Source organism: Microbacterium sp. BG28, from assembly GCF_034044005.1.
Lineage (GTDB): Bacteria > Actinomycetota > Actinomycetes > Actinomycetales > Microbacteriaceae > Microbacterium.
Map to the genome: position 1 here is coordinate 886314 of NZ_JAXCHA010000001.1, position 20468 is coordinate 906781.

20 protein-coding genes and 1 tRNA gene are annotated in these 20468 nt (G+C 69.5%); 15 read left to right on the plus strand and 6 right to left on the minus strand.

Annotated features, from left to right (window positions below):
- Window positions 1-19: 19 nt before the first annotated feature.
- The 4 genes from SK224_RS04475 to SK224_RS04490 are packed head-to-tail and all read left to right on the plus strand — an operon-like array spanning window position 20 to window position 4373.
- Complete coding sequence (locus SK224_RS04475; protein WP_320433583.1) at window positions 20-754, plus strand: GAP family protein; 735 nt, start codon at window positions 20-22, stop codon at window positions 752-754.
- 38 nt (window positions 755-792) lie between these two features.
- On the plus strand, window positions 793-1527 hold the full coding sequence (gene nucS / locus SK224_RS04480; protein WP_234074123.1) for an endonuclease NucS: 735 nt from the start codon (window positions 793-795) through the stop codon (window positions 1525-1527).
- Window positions 1528-1584: 57 nt separating this feature from the next.
- A complete protein-coding gene (locus tag SK224_RS04485; protein WP_320433584.1) occupies window positions 1585-2265 on the plus strand; it encodes an HAD hydrolase-like protein in 681 nt (226 codons plus the stop codon).
- Between the two features lie 26 nt (window positions 2266-2291).
- A complete protein-coding gene (locus tag SK224_RS04490) occupies window positions 2292-4373 on the plus strand; it encodes a DUF2156 domain-containing protein (RefSeq protein WP_320433585.1) in 2082 nt (693 codons plus the stop codon).
- A 57-nt stretch (window positions 4374-4430) separates the two neighbouring features.
- Here SK224_RS04490 and SK224_RS04495 read toward each other — a convergent pair whose 3' ends face one another.
- Window positions 4431-4637 carry a cold-shock protein gene (locus SK224_RS04495; RefSeq protein WP_137418469.1) on the minus strand — a complete coding sequence of 69 codons (207 nt, stop codon included), beginning with the start codon at window positions 4635-4637 and terminating at the stop codon, window positions 4431-4433.
- 312 nt (window positions 4638-4949) lie between these two features.
- On the opposite strand from SK224_RS04495, the gene SK224_RS04500 reads away from it, so the two are divergent.
- Window positions 4950-5591, plus strand: coding sequence for a GntR family transcriptional regulator (locus SK224_RS04500; protein ID WP_320433586.1), 642 nt, complete (start codon window positions 4950-4952; stop codon window positions 5589-5591).
- Between the two features lie 157 nt (window positions 5592-5748).
- Here the strand turns inward: SK224_RS04500 and SK224_RS04505 are convergent, their stop codons facing one another.
- Window positions 5749-6690 carry an aldo/keto reductase gene (locus SK224_RS04505; protein ID WP_320433587.1) on the minus strand — a complete coding sequence of 314 codons (942 nt, stop codon included), beginning with the start codon at window positions 6688-6690 and terminating at the stop codon, window positions 5749-5751.
- Between the two features lie 342 nt (window positions 6691-7032).
- On the opposite strand from SK224_RS04505, the gene SK224_RS04510 reads away from it, so the two are divergent.
- The 3 genes from SK224_RS04510 to SK224_RS04520 all read left to right on the plus strand — a co-directional run bounded on the left by SK224_RS04510 (window position 7033) and on the right by SK224_RS04520 (window position 9422).
- On the plus strand, window positions 7033-8313 hold the full coding sequence (locus SK224_RS04510) for a sensor histidine kinase (RefSeq protein ID WP_320433588.1): 1281 nt from the start codon (window positions 7033-7035) through the stop codon (window positions 8311-8313).
- Window position 8314: 1 nt separating this feature from the next.
- On the plus strand, window positions 8315-9007 hold the full coding sequence (locus tag SK224_RS04515) for a response regulator transcription factor (RefSeq protein ID WP_320433589.1): 693 nt from the start codon (window positions 8315-8317) through the stop codon (window positions 9005-9007).
- Window positions 9008-9140: 133 nt separating this feature from the next.
- On the plus strand, window positions 9141-9422 hold the full coding sequence (locus tag SK224_RS04520) for a hypothetical protein (RefSeq protein WP_320433590.1): 282 nt from the start codon (window positions 9141-9143) through the stop codon (window positions 9420-9422).
- A 306-nt stretch (window positions 9423-9728) separates the two neighbouring features.
- Here SK224_RS04520 and SK224_RS04525 read toward each other — a convergent pair.
- Window positions 9729-9812, minus strand: a tRNA-Leu gene (locus tag SK224_RS04525).
- A 161-nt stretch (window positions 9813-9973) separates the two neighbouring features.
- Between SK224_RS04525 and SK224_RS04530 the strand changes: the two genes are divergently transcribed.
- The 7 genes from SK224_RS04530 to pknB all read left to right on the plus strand — a co-directional run bounded on the left by SK224_RS04530 (window position 9974) and on the right by pknB (window position 18852).
- Window positions 9974-10720, plus strand: coding sequence for a DUF3662 and FHA domain-containing protein (locus SK224_RS04530; RefSeq protein WP_320433591.1), 747 nt, complete (start codon window positions 9974-9976; stop codon window positions 10718-10720).
- Entirely contained in the window at window positions 10720-11241 is a 522-nt protein-coding gene (locus SK224_RS04535) for an FHA domain-containing protein (RefSeq protein WP_320433592.1), read from the plus strand. The genes SK224_RS04530 and SK224_RS04535 overlap by 1 nt, the downstream gene beginning before the upstream one ends.
- A 9-nt stretch (window positions 11242-11250) precedes the next feature.
- Entirely contained in the window at window positions 11251-12483 is a 1233-nt protein-coding gene (locus tag SK224_RS04540; protein ID WP_137418484.1) for a PP2C family protein-serine/threonine phosphatase, read from the plus strand.
- The gene (locus SK224_RS04545; RefSeq protein ID WP_320433593.1) at window positions 12483-13865 is read left to right on the plus strand and encodes an FtsW/RodA/SpoVE family cell cycle protein; all 1383 of its coding nucleotides are present in this window, start codon (window positions 12483-12485) and stop codon (window positions 13863-13865) included. The genes SK224_RS04540 and SK224_RS04545 overlap by 1 nt, the downstream gene beginning before the upstream one ends.
- Complete coding sequence (locus tag SK224_RS04550; RefSeq protein ID WP_320433594.1) at window positions 13862-15322, plus strand: peptidoglycan D,D-transpeptidase FtsI family protein; 1461 nt, start codon at window positions 13862-13864, stop codon at window positions 15320-15322. The genes SK224_RS04545 and SK224_RS04550 overlap by 4 nt, the downstream gene beginning before the upstream one ends.
- Window positions 15319-17064 carry a serine/threonine-protein kinase gene (locus tag SK224_RS04555; protein ID WP_320433595.1) on the plus strand — a complete coding sequence of 582 codons (1746 nt, stop codon included), beginning with the start codon at window positions 15319-15321 and terminating at the stop codon, window positions 17062-17064. The genes SK224_RS04550 and SK224_RS04555 overlap by 4 nt, the downstream gene beginning before the upstream one ends.
- 78 nt (window positions 17065-17142) lie before the next feature.
- Complete coding sequence (gene pknB / locus SK224_RS04560) at window positions 17143-18852, plus strand: Stk1 family PASTA domain-containing Ser/Thr kinase (RefSeq protein ID WP_320433596.1); 1710 nt, start codon at window positions 17143-17145, stop codon at window positions 18850-18852.
- Here the strand turns inward: pknB and SK224_RS04565 are convergent.
- Genes SK224_RS04565 through SK224_RS04575 form a run of 3 tightly spaced genes read right to left on the minus strand, consistent with a single transcriptional unit; the run spans window position 18837 to window position 20454 of the window.
- A complete protein-coding gene (locus SK224_RS04565) occupies window positions 18837-19496 on the minus strand; it encodes an anthranilate synthase component II (RefSeq protein ID WP_320433597.1) in 660 nt (219 codons plus the stop codon). The two genes, pknB and SK224_RS04565, sit on opposite strands and share 16 nt — an antisense overlap.
- Window positions 19493-19648 (minus strand): hypothetical protein, encoded by a 156-nt coding sequence (locus tag SK224_RS04570; RefSeq protein WP_274286761.1) that lies wholly within the window; start codon window positions 19646-19648, stop codon window positions 19493-19495. Before SK224_RS04570 ends, SK224_RS04565 begins: the two co-directional genes overlap by 4 nt.
- Window positions 19648-20454, minus strand: coding sequence for a class E sortase (locus SK224_RS04575; protein ID WP_320433598.1), 807 nt, complete (start codon window positions 20452-20454; stop codon window positions 19648-19650). The genes SK224_RS04570 and SK224_RS04575 overlap by 1 nt, the downstream gene beginning before the upstream one ends.
- Between the last annotated feature and the right edge of the window lie 14 nt (window positions 20455-20468).

The following is a 20468-nucleotide window of genomic DNA, read 5'->3' on the forward strand; positions in this document are numbered from 1 at the left end:
CGCATCGAAGACTCGGAGCGTGGACCTCATTCCCGGCGCCGCACTGCCGCTCACCCTGTTCGTGCTCGCCCTCGTCGACGGACTGAGCGTCGGCACCCTCGTCATCCCGCTTCTGCTCATGATCGTGCCGGGCAAGGTGCGCGTCGGGCGCCACCTGCTCTACCTCTCGACGATCTCGCTCTTCTACCTCGCGGTCGGCGTGCTGTTCCTGCTCGGGCTCATGAACGTCATCGACGTGGTCGGCGACTTCTTCTCCTCCACCGCCGGGGCCGTCGTGCGCCTGATCGTCGGCGCCGCACTGCTGATCGCCGCCTTCGCGATCCCGACGCACGAGAAACGGATGCGGGAGCGCCCCGACGCCGGCCCAGGGCGCATCGTCCGGTGGCGCGACCGGCTGGTCGCCGACGGCGTGCCGGCGCGCACCGTCATCGCCGTCGCGATCGCGGCGGGGATCGTCGAGCTGGCGACCATGCTCCCGTACCTGATCGGCATGACGCTGCTCGCGGAGTCGCCGCTCACACTCCCGGTGCAGGTGGGGGCACTGGCCGCCTACTGCCTCGTCATGATCCTGCCGACGCTCGTGCTGCTGGGTCTACGGATCGTCGCGGCGCGCCTGATCGAGCGCCCCCTCGAGCGTCTCGCGGGATGGCTCTCGCGCACGGCCGGCGAGACCACGTCGTGGATCCTCGGCATCATCGGCTTCCTGCTCGCGCGTGCGGCGGCGACCGAGCTCGGCCTGTTCGATCTGCTGTGAGCGTCGAAGACGGCCTCCGCGGCAACTAGGCTCTTCGGGTGCGTCTCGTCATCGCCCGCTGCTCCGTGGACTACACCGGCCGCCTCAACGCCCATCTGCCCCTCGCGACCCGCCTCCTCGTCCACAAGGGCGACGGCAGTCTCCTCGTGCACTCCGACGGCGGCTCCTACAAGCCCCTCAACTGGATGAGCCCGCCATGCTCGCTTGCCGTCGAAGAGCCCGACGAGGATGCGGCGAGCGCCGGCGTCATCGAGCAGTGGCGGGTCACTCACGCCAAGACCGGTGACGCGCTGCTCGTGCGCCTCTACGAGGTGATCCACGACTCCAGCCACGAGCTCGGCGTCGACCCCGGTCTGCAGAAGGACGGCGTCGAGGCCGACCTGCAGCGCCTGCTGGCCGAGCAGGTGGGGGTCATCGGCGAGCACCTCACCCTCGTGCGCCGCGAGTTCCCCACTGCCATCGGGCCGGTGGATCTCATGCTGCGCGATCCGGATGCGGCCACGGTCGTCGCCCTGGAAGACGAGACGCCGCGCGCGCTCCACGTGGCCGTCGAGGTGAAGCGCCGAGCGGGGATCGACGCGGTCGAGCAGCTCACGCGCTACCTTGACCTCCTCAACCGGGATTCGCACCTGCGCCCGGTACGCGGGGTGCTGGCCGCCCAGGCGTTTGCGCCGCAGGCACGCACCCTCGCCACCGACCGCGGCATCGATTGCGTCGTGCTCGATTACGAGGCCATGAAGGGCATCGACAGCGGCCTGCCGACACTCTTCTGAGTCGGAGCGCCCGCTGCGGCGACGACCCGCCGCCCGGCGCACGATAGCGTGGGAACCATGTCCGTCGGATCCCCTTTCTCCTGCATCCTCTGGGACGTCGACGGCACGCTCGTCGACGCGTCCGACGGGATCCTGCGCCGCCTGACGATCACCCTCGAGCACTTCGGTCTGCCGGCGCCGACGCGCGCCGAGCTGGTGCACTGGATCGGTCCTCCCCTGTACGAGTCCTTCCAGCACCACGCCGGGATGACGCCGGAGGGCGCCACGGACGCGGTCACCTTCTATCGCGAGCTCGGCAAGGCCGACGGCTACACGACCGACGTGAAGCTGTACCCGGGGGTCAAACAGATCGTCGACGACCTCGCCGCCGCGGGAGTGCCCCAGGGCACGGCCAGCTCCAAGCCCGAGAACCAGGTGCAGGCACTGATGCTGCACTTCGACCTCGCGGAGCACATGACGGCCATCACGGGGGCGACCCCCGACGAGAAGACGCTCGCGACGAAGGCAGACATCGTCGCCGAGGCCCTGCGGCGGATGCGGGCGGCCGGGGTCGACACCTCGCGTCCCGTGCTGATCGGCGACCGGCACCATGACGTGGACGGCGCGACGGCCAACGGCGTACCGGTGATCTTCGTGCGGTGGGGCTTCAGCTGGCCGCACGAGGCCGAGGGCGCCCAAGCCGTCGTCGACAATGCCGCCGAACTCCACGCACTGCTGCTGGTCGACTCCGACGCCTGAGCCCTGCGCGTCGCTATCGTGAGCGCATGACGACGCACGACGCCGCCAGCCGGCCGAGGCCCCGCGCGGCGATGCGGGTCGCGCAGCGCGTGCCCGCGACTCTCGTCCTGGTCGCCGCGCTTCTGGTGACCGGGATCGCCACCGGTGCGCTCTGGCATCCCTTCCACCGCAACCCCGGCATGGAGCTGTGGGCCTACGGCTGGCCCGCCCTCGAGGCCGGCCGCTGGTGGACGCCGGTCACCGGGACGTTCCTCATCGGCCACCCGGGCCTGTACCTGTTCGCGGTGGCAAGCTTCGCGGGGATGGCGTACCTCGAGTTCCGCCGCGGCACCCGCGTGGCGCTCGCCTACTTCACCGTCGGGCAGCTGTTCTCGGTGCTGGCGGCGGCCCTGCTCGTCTGGGCCCTTTCGCTCACCGGCTGGCCCTGGGCCATGACGCAGGCGGGTGCGCTGGATGTCGGACCCTCCGGCGGCGCCTTCGCCGCCATCGCCGCGGCCGTGGGGCTGCTTCGCGCACCGTGGCGTATGCGCATCTGGCTGCTGCTTCTCGGCTACGTCTTCGTCACGATGCTGTTCTGGGGCAATCTCGACGACATCGAGCACCTGCTGGCGGTGGTCCTGGTGCTCTTCGTGGACCGCTCACTGCGCCCGCAGCGCACGACCGTGCGGGAGCAGCGGCTCGTCGCCTTCCTCGCACTGGCCATCCTCGCGGTCCTCGAGATCATCGTCTTCGTGGTTCCGACCAGCGGCCCCTTCGGGTCGACCACGCCCGGGTCCGGGTCGGTCTGGGATGTGGTGGTCGACGTGGCGGTCGTCGCGCTGATCGCCGACGGGCTGCGGCGCGGTCGCCGATGGGCGTGGGTCCTGGGGCTGATCATCACCGCGATCAATCTGCTGCTGTTCGTCGCCCTCGCCCTGCTCATCGCTCTGGCGGGGTGGGCCGAGGCCGCCGACGTCCTCTCGGGCGATCCCTCGCTGTCACTCGCGACCGGCGTGCTCTGGCTGCTCGTTCTCATCTATCTCGTCTGGGTGCGCGGCGCCTTCCGCGCCCGCCGGCGCACCCGCATCGGGCAGCCACCCGCGCCGGACCCGGCAGCGTTGCGCGAGCAGTTGCACCGCTTCGGCGGGGGGACGCTGTCGTGGATGACGACGTGGGAGGGCAACCACTACGCCCGGGTGTCGGAGAGCATCGTCGCATTCCAGAGCCGCGCTTCCGTCGCGCTGGTGCTGGCCGACCCGATCGGCCCGGAGGCCGACACGCGCTCCGCCGTGTCGACCTTCATCGACTCGGCGGAGCGCGCCGGTCTCGTTCCCTGTTTCTTCAGCGCGAGCGAACGAACCCGTGACGCGGTGCCCGAGAGCTGGCGCAGCCTCGTGGTGGCCGACGACACGATCGTGGACCTTCCCGGATTGGAGTTCACCGGCAAGGCCTGGAACGCCGTTCGCACCGCCTTCAACCGCGCCGGGCGCGAGGACATGACGTTCCGACTCACGCGGCTCGCCGACGAACCGTGGGGTATCCGCGCGCAACTGCGAGCGATCTCCGAGAGTTGGGTAGGCGACAAAGGCCTCCCCGAGATGAGCTTCACCCTCGGCACCCTGACCGAGGCCGCCGACCCGGAGGTGCGTCTCGCGCTCGCGATCTCACCCGCGGGCGATGTGGACGGGTTCCTGTCGTGGCTGCCCGTCTACGCTCCGGGCGGCGGTATCCACGGCTGGACGCTGGATCTCATGCGTCGACGCGAGGGAGGCTTCGGCCCCGTCATGGAGTTCCTCATCGGCTCGTCCGCCAAGGCCTTCTCCGAGGAGGGCGCGCAGATCATGTCGCTGTCGGGAGCGCCGCTCGCCCACGACTACCCGCCGGACGCCGGACTGATCGCCGAGTTGAGCGGCAAGCTCGCCGAGGCGCTGGAGCCCGTCTACGGGTTCCAGTCGCTGCACCGCTTCAAGGAGAAGTTCCACCCGCGGTACGAGACCATGTACCTGCTCTATCGCGACGAGAGCGACCTCACCCGCATCGGCCTCGGGCTCACGAGAGCCTTCCTGCCGACGGCGACCCTGCGTCAGTTCGCCGGTGCGGGTCTCGAGCTCGCCCGCGGTACGTCCTGACGCGAACGCAAGAGGGACGGGATGCCTGGCATCCCGTCCCTCTTGTCGATTCGCGCCTCAGAGAGCGCGGATCTTCGCTGCCTGCAGACCCTTGGGGCCCTGCTCGACCTCGAACTCGACCCGCTGGTTCTCCTCGAGCGAGCGGTATCCGTTGCCGTCGATCGCGCTGAAGTGAGCGAAGACGTCCGCGCCCCCCTCATCGGGAGCGATGAACCCGAAACCCTTCTCGGAGTTGAACCACTTGACCGTACCCGTCGTGCTCATGCCTTGCCTTCTTGTGCGTCCGGCACCCTCTGCGCCAGTGACCTCCCACCGTAGCGGCGCGGAGTGGTCAGTGGGGAAGAGTTGCAGATGGTGACGAAATCGTTGCACGGGCGACGCGGGCCGTTAACCATTCGACGCCCGGGCCGAGCTGCGCTCATAGGCCCGGGCGTCGACGGATCCCCCCGGATACGTCGCGCGGAGCGCGACAGCGATCACTCTACTGTGTCGCCGCCGAATCACCACAGAGATTCCCCGGCGACAGGGCAAAACTCCGCGGTCGCTCGGCGGCCCGCGCCGTAGACTGGTCGCGCCATGGCCGACCACCCGACATCGCGGCCGCCGCGCCGTCGCCGGATGCTCGGAGACGAGGTCTTCGAGCTGCTCGGTCGCGCCATCCGCGACGGAAAGCTCGCCCCCGGACAGTCCTTGCGCGACGTGGAGCTGGCCGAACGCTTCGGCATCTCGCGCACACCGGTGCGCGAGGCGCTGCAACGGCTGGAGCGCATCGGTCTCGTGGAGATCTCCGCGAACCGATTCACCCGCGTCACCGTGCCCACCGAGCGCCTCATCGCGGACACCCGCGCCTTCATCGTCGGCTTCACGGCGGAGGCGCTGCGGGCCGCACTGCCGACGTGCTCGGACGAACAGCTGACCCTCCTCGTCGCCGCTTACGACCGCATGCTCGCCACTCCCGCCGGAACAGGCGGGCACACCGAGGCGTCGACGGCCTTCTTCCGGGCGCTCTCGATGGCGACCGGCAACGTCGTGCTGGGCCGTTTCATCCGTGAGACGTCGCTCACACTCGAGCGGAATCTCCAGGGCTGGGCGTTCATCGACGTCGCGTCCGACACGGGTCACCGAGCCGGTGAAGCTCTGCGCGGCGCGCTTGTCACCCGCAATGCCGCGCGTGGCGACGCGATCCTGCGCGCCTACCACCGCGAACGCGGCCAATGAGAAAGGCCCCCTCCTGCTGGGGGGAGCGGAGGGGGCCGTGGAGCCCTTCGATTGGGGGAGGTGAAGGGCTCGTGCAACCAGAGTACCCCTGTCCCCCATATGGGGGACAAATCGGTGTCATCGCATAAGCAACACTCAGCTTCTCCTGCAGGAGCCATCACGCCCAGTCGAGCGCGGACCGCCTGTGCCAGTAGCTCTCCGGATCGACGGCGAACAACGGCATCGGCACGTCGTCGGCGGGCGCACTGCGCTCGGCGCCGCGACGCAGCTGGTCGTCGGTGGCGGCGCCGCTGAGCACGATGTCGGCCCACTCCTGACGACGGGCCACCGCGAATGCGTACTCGTCGACGGTGAGGGATGCGGTGCGCGCCGCATCCCGGACCACTGTCGGCGCGTGGGCGTCGCTCAGCCAGCCGTTGGCCAGCACTTCCTTCAGCACGACGGTCCACCCCGCCTCGTGCGCCCGCGCGAGAGCGGGGCCTGCCGACGCCTCGAACACGTTCCACGTGGACTGCACCACGGAGAAGAGGTCGCCGTGCTCCGCTCTCGCCCGGTCGATGACCTCGGCCTGACGGGGCCCGCTCGTGGAGATCCCCACTCGCACGCCCGCGTCGCGGATCTCGCCGATCCGCTCGAGCAGCGCCGTGTCGGCGAGCGCGGGGGAGTCGGGGGTGACTGAGTGGATGAGGTAGAAGTCCGGTGGTCCGCCGAGGGCGGCGAGCGTCTCGGGCCACTGCCGGTCGAGCATCGCGAGCGTGTGCTCCTTGCGCTCATGGATCGCCGCCGCCGGATCCCAGCCGCCGACGTACTCGTAACCCCACTTGGAGCCGATCGTCAGCGAGGATCGGCGATCGGGGTTCGCGGCGAGCCAGGAGCCGAGGAACTCCTCGGCTCGACCATAGGAGCGCGCCGCATCCAGGTAGCGGACGCCGAGCGCCCAGGCGGTGTCCAGCAGCGCATGGACCCGGCTCTGAAGCGCGGCGACAGAGCGGGCCGCGGGGGATCCGAGATCGTGTTCGCGATCGCTCGTGATGTAGGCGGGTCGCCCCACGGCCGCGAGACCGAAACCGAGTTCCGCCGTGTGCGCTGACTCCTGCATGTGCCCCTCCTCCGCGTCACTGTCTCCAGTATCGGATGCGGCGCGAGAGGTGTGGTGGGCGCCGCCACCCGAGCGGCGCCCACCGAGGCCGCGGGCAGCGGTGTCAGCGATCCCGTCACGACCGCCCGACGCGGCCTGATGACGGGCTCTCCCCCCAAGGGACACCACCGCATACGCGGCAACGATTCCAGACAACCCGATCGGAGGCGGGCCGTCATCATCCGTATGGATGAAATGCCGTCGTCCTGCGGTCGGATCCTGCCGCCGCGTGCCGGCGACGGTCCACCATAGGATCGGCGGCGGAGAAGCCCCATCCCGACGAGACGAGAAGGCCGGCAACGGATGCGACCAGTCCCCCCATCCGCCGCCGCGTCGGTCGCGTCGTCCGGACCATTCGGCCTTCTCGACCGCTGGCGCACGGGAGTGATCTTTGCGGCCATCATGTGCGTCGCGACGCTGGCGCAGGTGCTGGTCACGCCCATCTCCGCTCTCGTCGACGCCGGCATGACCTGGACCCTTCCGCTGAGCCCCGCAGTCATGATCACGGCGCTCACGGCCGGGTGCCTGCTCCAATCGGCCAGCCTCGCGCTCAGCGCTCGGCATCCGGTCCTGGCACTCACGGCGACGATGGCCGCCTACGTGGCACTGCTCTTCGTCACCGATGCCCCGACGTGGCTCGCCGCCATGCAACTGGTGATCGTGCTGGCTCTCTTCCTGGTGACCGCGCGTGCAACGCCGGTCATCGCTCTCGGGTGGGCGGCGCTGGTCACCTCAGCGATCGCGCTCGTCTGGGTCGGATGGACGTCGACACTCGGCGAGAACCCCGGGCACATCGTCGCCTTCCTGATCGCGGAGATCACCCGCTTCGCCCTCCTCGCCTTCTCGGCCGCCGCCCTCGGCATCTGGTGGCACGTCGTCGTCTCACGCGCAGAGCGGGCTCGACGAAGTGCCGAAGCCGTCGAGCGCGAGCACGAGGAGCGCGTCGAGCAGGCGCGGGCGGCCGAACGCGCGCGCATCGCCCAGGAGCTCCACGATGTGGCCGGACAGCACCTCGCGGGACTCATCACCCTCGCCGATGCTGCGCTGAAGATGGCGCCTGCCCATCCTGCCGATGCGCTCGAACTCGTGGAAGAGGTGCGTGCCGAGGGCAGGTTCGCGGCTGCCAGCCTCTCCAGCGCGCTGCAGGATCTGCGGGCGGTGGACTCCGAGCCGGCCGAAGTCACCCGGGACCTGCGCCAGACTGCGGAGCTCGTCGAGTTCTGGCGGGCGCGCGGTGCGGATGTTCGGCTCGTGAGCGCGGCGGCGCCGGACGATCTGCCGGCCGTCGTCTCCACGACGGCGTACCGCGTGATCGCGGAGTCCCTGACGAACGCAGCCAAGTACGCGCCCGGCGCGCGCGTGGACGTGGCGGTGGGGCTTTCCGAGGGTGCACTCGAGGTCAGCGTCGCGAACGCCCCCGGGCAGCACGACGCCGAGCGCCATCCGGGTATCGGGCTCGGATGGGGGCTCACCGCACTGGGCGACCGCGCCGAGCTGCTCGGCGGCTCGCTCACGGCGACGGCGACTCCGGACGGAGGTTGGCGCGTGCACACCCGCCTGCCCGTCGCGATGGCAGAGGCCTGACGTGGACACGCACCGGCACCCCATCCGCGTCCTCATCGCGGACGACAACCGCGCGGTCCGCCGGGGCCTCCGGCTGCAGCTCGAGCAGACCGCCCAGATCCACGTCGTCGGCGAGGTGGCGACGGGAGAGGATGCGGTCGCCCTCGCCCGTTCGGAGCGCGCGGACGTCGTGCTGATGGACCTGCAGATGCCCGCGATGAACGGCTTGGAGGCCACCCGCATCCTGCGCCGCGAAGCGCACGAGGCGACGCCGGCGATCATCGTCATGACGAGCTTCGCGGTCGATCAGCTCGTCCTGGAGGCGCTGGACTCCGGTGCGGTCGGATACCTCCTGAAGAGCCACGACTCGGATCAGCTCGTGCCGGCCATCCTCGCCGCCGCACGCGGCGAGGCGCTCGTGTCCTCGCGCGTGACCGCATCCATCCTCAAGGAGCTCGTGCGCCGCCGTCCCGCCGCCGCGGATGCGGATGCGCTCCAGTCCCTGTCACCCGCCGAAAGGCGGGTCGTCGCGGCTCTGGCGGTGGGTGTCACGGGCAGCGACGCCATCGCCGCGCACCTGCATCTTTCGGTGCACACAGTGCGCTCGCACCTCCAGTCCGCCATGCGCAAGACCGGCACGCAGGATCGTACTCAGCTCGCCCTCTGGGGTGTGCGCAACCGTCTCGACGCCTCGGCGCCGCCGTCGATCCGTTGAACGGACAGAGTGGGATGAGCCGGCACGACATGACCGGACACCCAGCGCACTGCCAGCTACCGCCGCTGCTGCGCGAAACGTCGGCAGTGTAGGAAAGAGGAGCAACGCACTCTCACGACATCAGGGGGACATCGTGGAGGAAACCGGCTACATCCGTGCGCGCCTGAGCGCACCATCTGGCGCGGGAGCCGCCTGGCGGGCGACGCTCCGCTTCATCAACGGCGACGGCGACGCCGTCGCCCGCCGCGAGGTGGAACTCGAGGCGACCCGAGCCGAGGACGTACCCGCCGCACTCCACGCCGCGATCGCCGCGCTGGTCGGCGACGAGATCGAGATGGCCGAAGGCCTCCCGCCGCTGACCGGCGACGTCGTCGAGCTCGAGGTACCGCTGCGCTGCCGCCAGAACGCATCCTGACGGGACGTGGCTGCCTGGCGAAGCGCGGGATGTGCCGCCGCCGGCCCATCGACCCGTCACTCCCGGCGGAGACACTGTTCGAGAGACCTGAGCTTCGGCTTCGAGCCTTCACGGCAGCGATGGGCGTCCCTCGAGCAGCAACGCGCCGCATCCACCCGAATGCGACGCGCGAGATTCCTCGAGCCGCGCCGACGGAATGCGAACGATCCCACAGAACCCACGAACCGGCGGCGTGCGCGGCACGGCGACAGAACGCGCCCGTGAACGCAAGAACCGGCCGGGATGATTCCCGGCCGGTTCTGTCTGTGCGCGAGGGGGGAGTTGAACCCCCACGCCCTTTCGGGCACTGGCACCTGAAGCCAGCGCGTCTGCCTATTCCGCCACTCGCGCGAGTCGCTCATCACAGATGTGCGAACTCAACCTGCCGATCGTATCACGCCCGATGGCGCCCCAAGAAGTCGGCCGCGGAGGCCTCCTGCGGAAGTCCTGCATGGCCTGTTCAGCGGGTACAACTACGATGGTGCCACCCGTCCAGCCGCCTGAGGAGTCGCGTGGGACTACTTGACAGCTTCGAGAGAGGTCTCGAGCGCGCCGTGAACGGCGCGTTCGCCAAGACCTTCCGCAGCGGCGTCCAGCCGGTCGACATCGCCTCGGCCCTGCGCAGCGAGCTCGACACGAAGGCCGCCGTCGTCTCGCGCGAGCGCATCCTGGCACCCAACACCCTCACGGTGCAGCTGGCGCCCGCGGACTACGAGCGGATGCGGGCCCTCGGCGCCTCGCTGACCGACGAGCTCGACGCGCTCGTGAACAAGCACGCCCGCGCTCAGGGCTACACCTTCGCCGGCCCCCTCTCGATCTCGCTGTCGAGCAGCGCGAGCCTGTCGACCGGTCAGGTGCGCGTCGAGTCCTCGACCGCCGCGGGCCGTGTCGCCTGGAGCGCCGTGCTCGACATCGCCGGCAAGCGGCATCCACTCACGGCATCCCGCACCGTCATCGGCCGCGGCAGCGATGCCGACATCACGATCGCCGACTCCGGCACGAGCCGCAAGCACGTCGAGATCCTCTGGGACGGCGAGCGGGCGATGGTGCGCGACCTCGGCTCGACGAACGGCACGAAGCTCAACGGTCGGAAGATCGACGAGGCCCCTCTGCCCCCCGACGCGACCGTCTCCATCGGGCGAACGGACATCGTCTTCCGCATCGTCGCCCAGGCCACGGGGGGCCGCGCGGCGCCCGTCGACGACGACGCGACACGTGCCTTCTCGCTCGACGACATCGACCGCTGGGGGAAGGCCTGATGAACGAGCTTCCGCTTCTGTTGCTGCAGATCGGCTTCCTGCTGCTGCTGTGGTTCTTCGTCTTCGCGGTCGTGTACTCGCTGCGCGCCGACCTCTTCGGCGTGCGCGTGCGCAAGATGCCCGAGCAGGCCGCCGCCGCCGCTGCGGCGCCCGCTGCGGCCGCCACCGCGCCGGCTGCTCCGAAGGCCTCGCCGCGCAAGTCCTCGAAGGGTCAGAAGGCGACGACGGAGGCGGTCTCCCGCATCGTCATCACGAGCGGACCGAAGGCGGGCCTCGAACTCCCGCTCGGCACGGAGCCCCTGACGATCGGCCGCTCGAGCGAGTCGGGTCTCGTCATCCGCGACGACTACACCTCGAGCCACCACGCGCGCCTCATGCTCTGGGGCGATCAGTGGATGATCCAGGACCTCGACTCCACGAACGGCACCTGGCACGACGGCGAACGCGTCGCGAGCCCCGTGCCGGTTCTGGTGGGCGCCCCGATCAAGGTCGGCGCCACGACCTTCGAGCTCCAGGGCTGATCCGTCGAGATGGTCTTCCAGGGCTCGAGCGCCGCACTCTCGCACACCGGAAAGGTGCGCTCGAACAATCAGGACTCCGGGTACTCGGGTTCCAACCTGTTCGTGGTGGCGGACGGCATGGGCGGCCACGCCGGCGGTGACGTCGCCTCCAGCCTGGCCATCGCACGCATCGCCCAGCTCGATCGCCCCTTCGCCTCGACCGTCGACGCCGAGCGCGCCCTGCAGCAGGCCGTGACCGACACCGCCGGCGACATCATCGACACTGTGCGCGTGCGCCCTGCCCTCGCCGGTATGGGCACGACCGTCAGCGCGCTGCTGATGGTCGACGACTACGCCGTCATCGCCCACATCGGCGACTCCCGCATCTACCTGTTCCGTGACGGCGCGATGACGCAGATCACGACGGACCACACGTTCGTCCAGCGCCTCGTCGACTCCGGCCGCATCACGCCGGAAGAGGCCCGTTACCACCCCCGACGCTCGGTGCTCATGCGAGTGCTCGGCGACATGGATCCCGATCCCGAAATCGACACGTTCATCATGCCGACGCGTCCGGGTGACCGGTGGCTGCTGTGCTCGGACGGGCTGTCGGGCGTCGTCGACGACGCGCACACGCAGAAGGCCCTCGCCGCAGGGCAGGCGCCCGCCCGCACCGCGGATCTGCTGCTGAAGCAGGCTCTGGATGCGGGGGCTCCCGACAACGTGACGGTCGTCATCGTCGACATCGGGGGCCACCATCCGGTCTTCTCGGGAACGCCCACCATCGTCGGCTCCGCCTCGAACCCCACCGGCGTCGTCGTGCCGGCCGCCCGCCCGGGCCGCTCGTCGTGGCTGCATCCGGGGCGCCAGGCGGCGAACGAGCCCACCCACTTCGAGCCGGCGCCGGAGTTCCTCGAGGAGCTCATCGAGGAGGACCGCCGCCGCGCACGTCGCCGCCGCATCGGCTGGCTCGTCGGGCTGCTGCTCGTGCTCGCCGCCCTCGCCGGCGCCGCGTTCGCGGGCTACAGCTGGACGCAGACGCGCTACTACGTCGGCGCCGACGACGACTCTGTCGTGATCTACCAGGGCGTGCAGCAGGGCATCGGACCCATCTCGCTGTCCAGCGTCTACGAGGACACCGACATCGCTCTGGCGGATCTCAGCCCATTCGACCGTCAGAGCGTGGAATCCACCATCTCGGCGCGTTCCCTGGCCGACGCCCAGTTGATCGTCGACCGACTCCGACCGGCAGAGGGGCAGTGATGACAGCCGAGGCCCCCGCAACCGACACGTCCGTGATGCGGGCTCTCCGCCGCATCCGGATGCCGCAGAAGCAGCGCAACCGCGAGCTCGGACTGCTGCTGTTCGCGCTGGCGATCAACGGCGGTGCCGTGGCACTCGTGCAGCTGGGGGCGAAGGGGGCGATCGACCCGAGCTTCCTCTACTACTCCGGCGGGCTCGGCGTGCTCGCCCTCGCCCTGCACATCGTGCTGCGCTTCGTCGCTCACGACGCCGATCCGTTCGTGGTCCCCATCGCGACCGTGTTGACGGGGCTCGGTCTCGCGATGATCTACCGCATCGACATCGAGATCGACAGCGAAGGATGGGCCGCCGCCTCCACGCGGCAGATCGTCTGGGCGGCGATCGCGATCGCCGCGGCCATCGCCGTCGTCCTCTTTCTGCGGAACTATCGCGTGCTGTTCCGCTACACCTACGTGTCCGGCTTCATCGGTGTCGCCCTCCTGCTTCTGCCGTTCGTTCCGGGCCTGGGCACCAACCAGAACGCCGATGTCTGGGTCCGACTCGGTTTCTTCTCGTTCCAACCGGGTGAGCTGGCCAAGCTCGCACTGGCCATCTTCTTCGCCGGGTATCTGGTGCGCACGCGCGAGAGCCTCACGTCCGTGGGCAGGAAGTTCCTCGGGATCACCTGGCCGCGAGCCCGCGACCTGGGCCCCATCCTGGTGGTCTGGCTGATCTCGCTCGGCATCATCGTGCTCCAGCGCGACCTCGGCACCGGCCTGCTGATCTTCGGCATGTTCGTCGCGATGCTCTACGTCGCCACCGGCAAGACAGGGTGGGTGCTGCTGGGGGTGGGGCTCGCCGTCGCGGGCGCCGTCGCGGCATCCCAGGTACTGACGTACGTGGGATGGCGCTTCGCCAACTGGCTCGATGCCTTCAACCCCGACATCATCGACCGCACGGGCGGCAGCTACCAGCTCGTGCAGGGGATCTTCGGTCTCGCGCACGGCGGTCTTCTCGGCACGGGGCTGGGGCAGGGCCGCCCCTCGATCACGCCGCTCGCGCAGAGCGACTACATCTTCCCGAGCCTCGGCGAAGAGATCGGACTCATCGGCGTCTTCGCGATCCTCTGTCTCTACATGGTCTTCACGAGCCGCGGGCTCCGCGTCGGCGTCGCCGGGCAGGACGACTTCGGCAAGCTCCTCGCGACGGGGCTGTCGTTCACGATCGCCCTGCAGGTGTTCATCATGGTCGGCGGTGTGACGCGCGTCATCCCGCTCACCGGCCTGACGACGCCCTTCCTCGCCGCCGGCGGTTCCTCGCTCGTGGCGAACTGGATCATCGTCGCGCTCATCCTGCGCATCTCGGATGCGGTGCGCAATCAGCCCCGGGTGGTGATCGGATGACCCGCGAAGTCCGCCGGCTCAGCTTCGTGATGCTGGCCATGTTCCTGGTGCTGTTCGGTTCGACCAGCGTCATCCAGGTGTTCCAGGCGTCGACGCTCGCCGAGAACGGCGAGAACCGGCGAGCGCTCTACGACTCCTACGAGATCCAGCGCGGCTCGATCATCGCCAGCGGTGCGGCGATCGCCTCCTCGAGCCCGAGCGATGACGTGTACAGCTGGCAGCGCAGCTACGCCGATGCCGACATGTGGTCGCCCGTGACGGGATACATCAACGCGGCGCTGGGATCGGCGACCGGCATCGAGCAGGCCATGAACCGGGAGCTCTCCGGAACCGGCGGCGGGCAGTTCTTCTCCCGCGTCGAGCAGATCTTCACCGGGCAGCCCCCGCAGGGCTCCAACGTGGTGCTCTCGGTCGACGCGAACGTGCAGAAGGTCGCCTACGACGCGCTCGGCGACCTGCAGGGCGCCGTCGTGGCCATCGAGCCGAAGACCGGCCGCATCCTCGCCATGGTGTCCAAGCCGGGTTACGACACCAACCTGCTCGCCTCGCACGACCTCGCCGCGGTGCAGGCGTCGTACAACGACCTCATCAACAACGCCCTGCAGCCGATGTCGAACCGCGCCATCGCAGGCAAGATGAATCCCCCGGGATCCACGTTCAAGCTCGTCGTCGCCTCCGCGGCTCTCGCCTCGGGCGACTGGACCCTCCAATCGACGCTGCCGAATGTCGCCAGCTACACGCTCCCCGGCACCTCGACCTCGATCAGCAACGCCGGCGGCGGCGCGTGCGGCCCGGGCGAGACGGTGACCCTCGCCGACGCCCTGCGGCTCAGCTGCAACATCCCCATGGCGGAGCTCGCCGTTCAGCTCGGTGACGACGCCATCCGTGCCGAGGCGGAGAAGTACGGCTTCAACACCTCGTTCGCGACGCCCGTGGACTCCGCACCGTCGGTCTACCCCACCGCCGCACTCAGCGACGACAGGACCGCCCTCACCGGTTTCGGTCAGGGAGATGTCCGGGCGACCCCGCTGCAGATGGCCATGGTCTCGGCCGGCATCGTGAACGGCGGGATGGTCATGAATCCTCAGATGGTGGACCAGGTCATCGGACCGGATCTGTCGGTCCAGCAGCAGTTCGAGCCGACCGAGTTCGGGCGTGCGCTGAATGAGGATCTCGCCAATCAGCTGGCGAGCGCGATGGTCGCCAATGTCAGTGACGGCGTGGCGTCGAATGCAAGAATAGACGGAGTCGACGTGGGCGGTAAGACGGGGACGGCGGAGAACGGCGGGTCCAACCCGTACACGCTCTGGTTCACCGGATTCGCGCCCGCAGAAGACCCCGAGGTCGCGGTCGCAGTGGTCGTCGAGAACGGCGGCGGGCAAGGTCAGTCGGGCAGCGGTAACTCCATCGCAGCGCCCATTGCAAAGAAGGTCATGGAGGCGGTGCTGGGACGATGAGGCCGACACAGGGAGCGACGTTCGGTGGGCGTTACGAGCTGGATTCGCGCATCGCCATCGGCGGTATGGGCGAGGTCTGGGAAGCCACTGACCACGTCATCGGGCGCACGGTGGCGATCAAGATCCTCAAGGACGAGTACATGGGGGACCCCGGGTTCCTCGAGCGGTTCCGCGCGGAGGCGCGCCACGCCGCACTCGTGAACCACGAGGGGATCGCCAGCGTGTTCGACTACGGCGAGGAGAACGGATCCGCGTTCCTCGTCATGGAGCTCGTCCCCGGCGAGGCCCTCTCCACGATCCTCGAGCGCGAGGGGTCGCTGTCCACGGACAAGACGCTCGACATCGTGGCGCAGACGGCCTCCGCCCTGCAGGCCGCGCACGCCGCAGGCCTTGTGCACCGCGACATCAAGCCGGGCAACCTGCTCATCACGCCCGACGGTCGCGTGAAGATCACCGACTTCGGAATCGCGCGCATCGCCGACCAGGTTCCGCTGACGGCGACCGGTCAGGTGATGGGTACCGTGCAGTACCTCTCGCCCGAGCAGGCGTCGGGGCACCCCGCATCCCCCGCGACCGACATCTACTCGCTCGGCATCGTCGCCTACGAATGCCTCGCCGGCAAGCGCCCCTTCACGGGCGAGTCCCAGGTGGCGATCGCGATGGCGCAGATCAACGAGCAGCCGCCGCCGCTGCCGCCCACCGTGGCGGTTCCGGTGCAGAACCTCGTCATGGCGATGATCGCCAAGAAGCCCGAAGAGCGCCCGGCGTCCGCCGCAGCGGTCGCCCGTGCCGCCAGCGCCCTGCGCCGCGGCGACGTGACGGCCGCGACCGTGGCGGTGCCTGCCATCGGCGGCACCGTGGGCGCGGACGACGCGACCCAGCTGCTGGGCGTCGGAGAGACGCAGGCCGCCACGCAACTGCTGAGCGCCTCGACGGCGGCATCGCCCGTTGCCGAGCCGGCCGGGCGCAAGCGCAGTCCCTGGACGTGGCCGCTCGTCGCCCTCATCGTGCTCTTGCTGATCGTGCTGGGCGGCACCCTCTGGGCCATCTTCGGCAATCAGAACTCCGATCCCGGCCCGACCGGCACGAGTACGCGCACGACCGTTTCCACCCCGCCGTCGACTCCCACGCCGACCACCACGACCGTGGATGTCGCCGCGCTGGATCTGGTGGGAAGGACGTGCGAAGAGGCGACGCGGATCGCTCAGGAAGCTGGACTGCTGGTCACCTGTACCCCTGGCAACCCCGCCCCGAGCCCCGACCAGGTCGGCGTGGTCTACAGCGTCAGCCCGACCGGCAACGCGCCCGAGGGTTCGCAGCTCACTCTGTCCGTCTACGCCGATCAGACTCCGATCGGCGCCCCGACCGAACCCCGCATCGAGGTCAACGGCGCGAAGGCCGCGACGGTAGCCCCCGGTTCCACCGTGCAGATCAACTGGGACGGCTTCACCTGCCCGTCGGGCACGGGATCCGTGGTCAGTTACAACTTCACCGCGGTGAACGGCATCTTCACCTCGACCGGTCAGTCCACGGCCGCCGCCGGTCCCAACCAGCGTCCGATCCCCCTCGAGGTCGGGACGAACACGGGTCAGGCACTCATCGTCAGCTACACCGTGACCTGCTCCGGCTCGGGCGACGGCACGACACGCAACTCCGAGACGTCGCCGCAGGCCCAGGCCAACGTGCAGTCCTCGTCACCGTCGCCGTCGGCCAGCCCCAATCCCCTCCTGGGCGGGAACTGAGCACGAGCCGCCGACTCGCCCCGGGTTCTGCCAGGGCGGGTCGGTTAGGCTTTCATCTGTTGCACCCAGGGAGTCGCCGTGTCAGATGATCCACGCGTGCTCGCCGGTCGCTATCGCATCGATGAGCTCATCGGTCGCGGGGGCATGGCGAGTGTGTACCGAGGCTACGACCTGACCCTCGACCGCGAGGTCGCGCTGAAGATCCTGCGGCGCGAACTCGCCGACGACGCCGCTTTCCGTACGCGTTTCCGTTTGGAGGCGCAGGCCGCCTCGCGGATGTCGCACCCGACCATCGTGCGCGTCTTCGATGCCGGCGAGGACACGGAGACGACCCCCGACGGCGTCGTGCACCCCGTTCCGTTCATCGTCATGGAGCTCGTCAACGGCGAGTTGCTGAAGGACATCATCGCCGCCGGCGATGTGCCCGTGACCGATGCGGTGCGCTACGTCGACGGCATCCTCGAGGCGCTGGAGTACTCGCACCGCGCGGGCGTCGTGCACCGCGACATCAAGCCCGGCAACGTCATGGTCACGGCCGCGGGCCAGGTCAAGGTCATGGACTTCGGTATCGCGCGCGCGGTGTCCGACTCCTCATCGACGGTCGCGGAGACGACCGCCATCATCGGCACCGCTGCCTACTTCTCTCCCGAGCAGGCCAAGGGCGAGCCGGTGGATGCGCGCGCCGACCTCTACTCGACAGGTGTCGTCCTGTACGAGCTTCTGACGGGTCGACCTCCGTTCCGCGGCGAGACCCCGGTCGCCGTCGCCTACCAGCACGTGAGCGAAACCCCGGTCCCGCCCAGCGAGCACACCGAGAGCATCCCTCGCGGCCTCGATGCCCTCGTGATGCGCGCCCTCGCGAAGGATCCGTTCCAGCGGTTCCAGGATGCGGCCTCGTTCCGCGCGGCGCTTTCGGAGGCCGTGGGCGGCAAGGCTCCCAGCAGGCGGCAGCTCGGAGCCCTCACGAGCGAGCTGTACGGCGCGAACCCCCGTCAGGCCGCAGATACCGCGCGGTCGCTCCGGCAGCTGTCGACCGACACGACGATGCGCCGCACGCAAGCCGGCCCACCCGTCGCCTGGATATGGTCCGGCGTCGCCGTGCTCGCCGTTCTGCTCGTCTCCGTCCTGTTCTGGGTCGTGACCATCCGCCCCGGTGATGCGGTGCCCGACAGCGCGCGCATCGTGCCGGATCTGACGACGATGACCTACGACCAGGCCGTCGACGTGCTCGAGGAGCAAGATCTCCTGTCGGATCGTGTGCCCGTGGCCGACGATCGGATCGCCGAAGGCAGCGTCGTGCGCAGCGAGCCCGCAGCGGGCAACTCGGTGCAGGTCGGGCAGACCATCAAGCTCTATGTCTCGACCGGCAAGGAGAGCGTGGCCGTTCCGACGATCGTCGGCCTCAACGAGACCGACGCCCGCCAAGCACTCACCGCAGCGGGTCTCGCCGTCGGGACGATCACCCCGGTGAACGACGCGAAGGCCCCCGCCGGCGAAGTGCTCAGCGCGAGCACCGCATCCGGGGAGGTGACAGCGGGGGCCGAGATCCCGGTCGGAACGACCGTCAACCTGCGCGTCGCGAGCGGTCGCGTCGTTCTGAACGACGTCACCGGCTACACGATCGAGGCCGCCACGCGCGACCTCGAGGCGCTGGGGCTGACCGTCGTGCCGAGCGCCGATCCCGGCTGCAAGGCGACGGGGACGACCCCGACCGTCCGCGTCATGTCGCTCGCCCCGGGTGAAGTGCCGATCCGCTCCGAGATCACCCTCACCTACTGCGCGGGCTGAGTGCTCGCTCCGCGATGAGGCGTGAGCGTCAGTGCGCGCGCTGGAGCGTCTTCTGCGCCGAGTGCCGCCAGCCACGTGGCGAGCATCCGATAGCCGTGCTCGGTCAGCACGCTCTCCGGATGGAACTGCACCCCGCTGAGGGGTAGATGGCGGTGTTCGATCGCCATGACCGTGCCCTCCGGGGTGCGAGCGGTCACGCGCAGCACGTCCGGGATCGTCTCCACCGCGACGGCGAGGGAGTGATACCGGGCGGCGGAGAAGGGAGAAGGCAGACCCCGGAGGATGCCGCTCCCGTCATGGATGATCGGCGACGTCATGCCGTGCATGAGCTCAGGGGCCTGCGCCACTCGGGCACCGAATGCCACCGCCAGCGCCTGGTGTCCGAGACAGACGCCCAGCAGCGGCGTGCGCGTCTCGGCCGCCGCAGCCACGACCGCGAGCGAGGAGCCGGCACGCTGAGGTGTTCCGGGCCCGGGTGAGACCAAGACTCCGTCGAACCCCGCGACAGCGGCGGTCGCCGCATCCGGGTCGATCTCGTCGGCCTCGCGCATCACGGTATCGGCCCCGAGCTCACGCAGGTAGCCCACGAGCGTGTGCACGAAACTGTCGTGGTTGTCCACGACCAGCACGCGTACCGCCGTCACTGGACGGTCGACTCCTGCGGGTCGACGATCGACGAGATCCACGGGAAGACGTACCAGAACAGCCCGTAGAGGACAGCCGCCGCAACGACCAGGACGATGAGCAGTCGAACCCACCAGGGGCCGGGAAGGATGCGCCAGAATGCTGCGTACATCAGGTCACCGCCTCGCTCAGGGATGCCGGCGCACCGTCGGCTCCGGGAGTGAAGGACTCGAAGACGGCGTACGCGACGAGACGCTCCGAGAATCCGTAGCGCGGACTGCAGGTGGTCATGGTCAGATAGCGTCCGTTCGCCTCGATGCCCTGCTCCCGCGGCACGGGCAGCAGCACGTCGACGGAATCGGGGGTCACGTACTCCATGCTGCGGTAGCGATAGGTGTACCAGCCGTCCTGCGTCTGGATCACGATCGCATCGCCCACGTGCAGGTCCGGCAGATTCATGAAGGGAGCCCCGTGGCTGCCGCGGTGGGCCGCGACGGCGAAGTTGCCGACAGCCCCCGGCATCTGCGTGCTGGAGTAGTGACCGATCGCGCCGAGGTCCAGGCTCTCCGAGCGGCCGACCCCTCCCGCGATCTGCACGGCGTAGTCCGGTCCGAAGCGCGGGATGTGCATGATGCCGAAGACTTCACCGCTGGCGGCGTCCGGGAGGACGATCGGCTCGGCGCTGCTCACCGGCGGTGCCTCCGCCGCGGGGGTGCTCGACTCGCTCGCCGACGGGGAGGGTGTCGACGACTCGTAGTTCTGCGCCCACTCTTCGGCGATCGCCTGGCCGGCAGCGTTGTTCTGCTGTCCCTGAATCCAGTCGCCGACCCACAGCTGCCAGCCGACGTAGAGGAACGCCAGCACACCGACGGTGATGAAGATCTCTCCGATCACCCCGAGCACGCTGATCCGCCGGCGCGGCGGCGTGGCGGCGCTCCGGCGCGAGCGCCGCGTGGCGGCGGGCGGGGTGTCGGTCACAAGGGGAGTCTAAC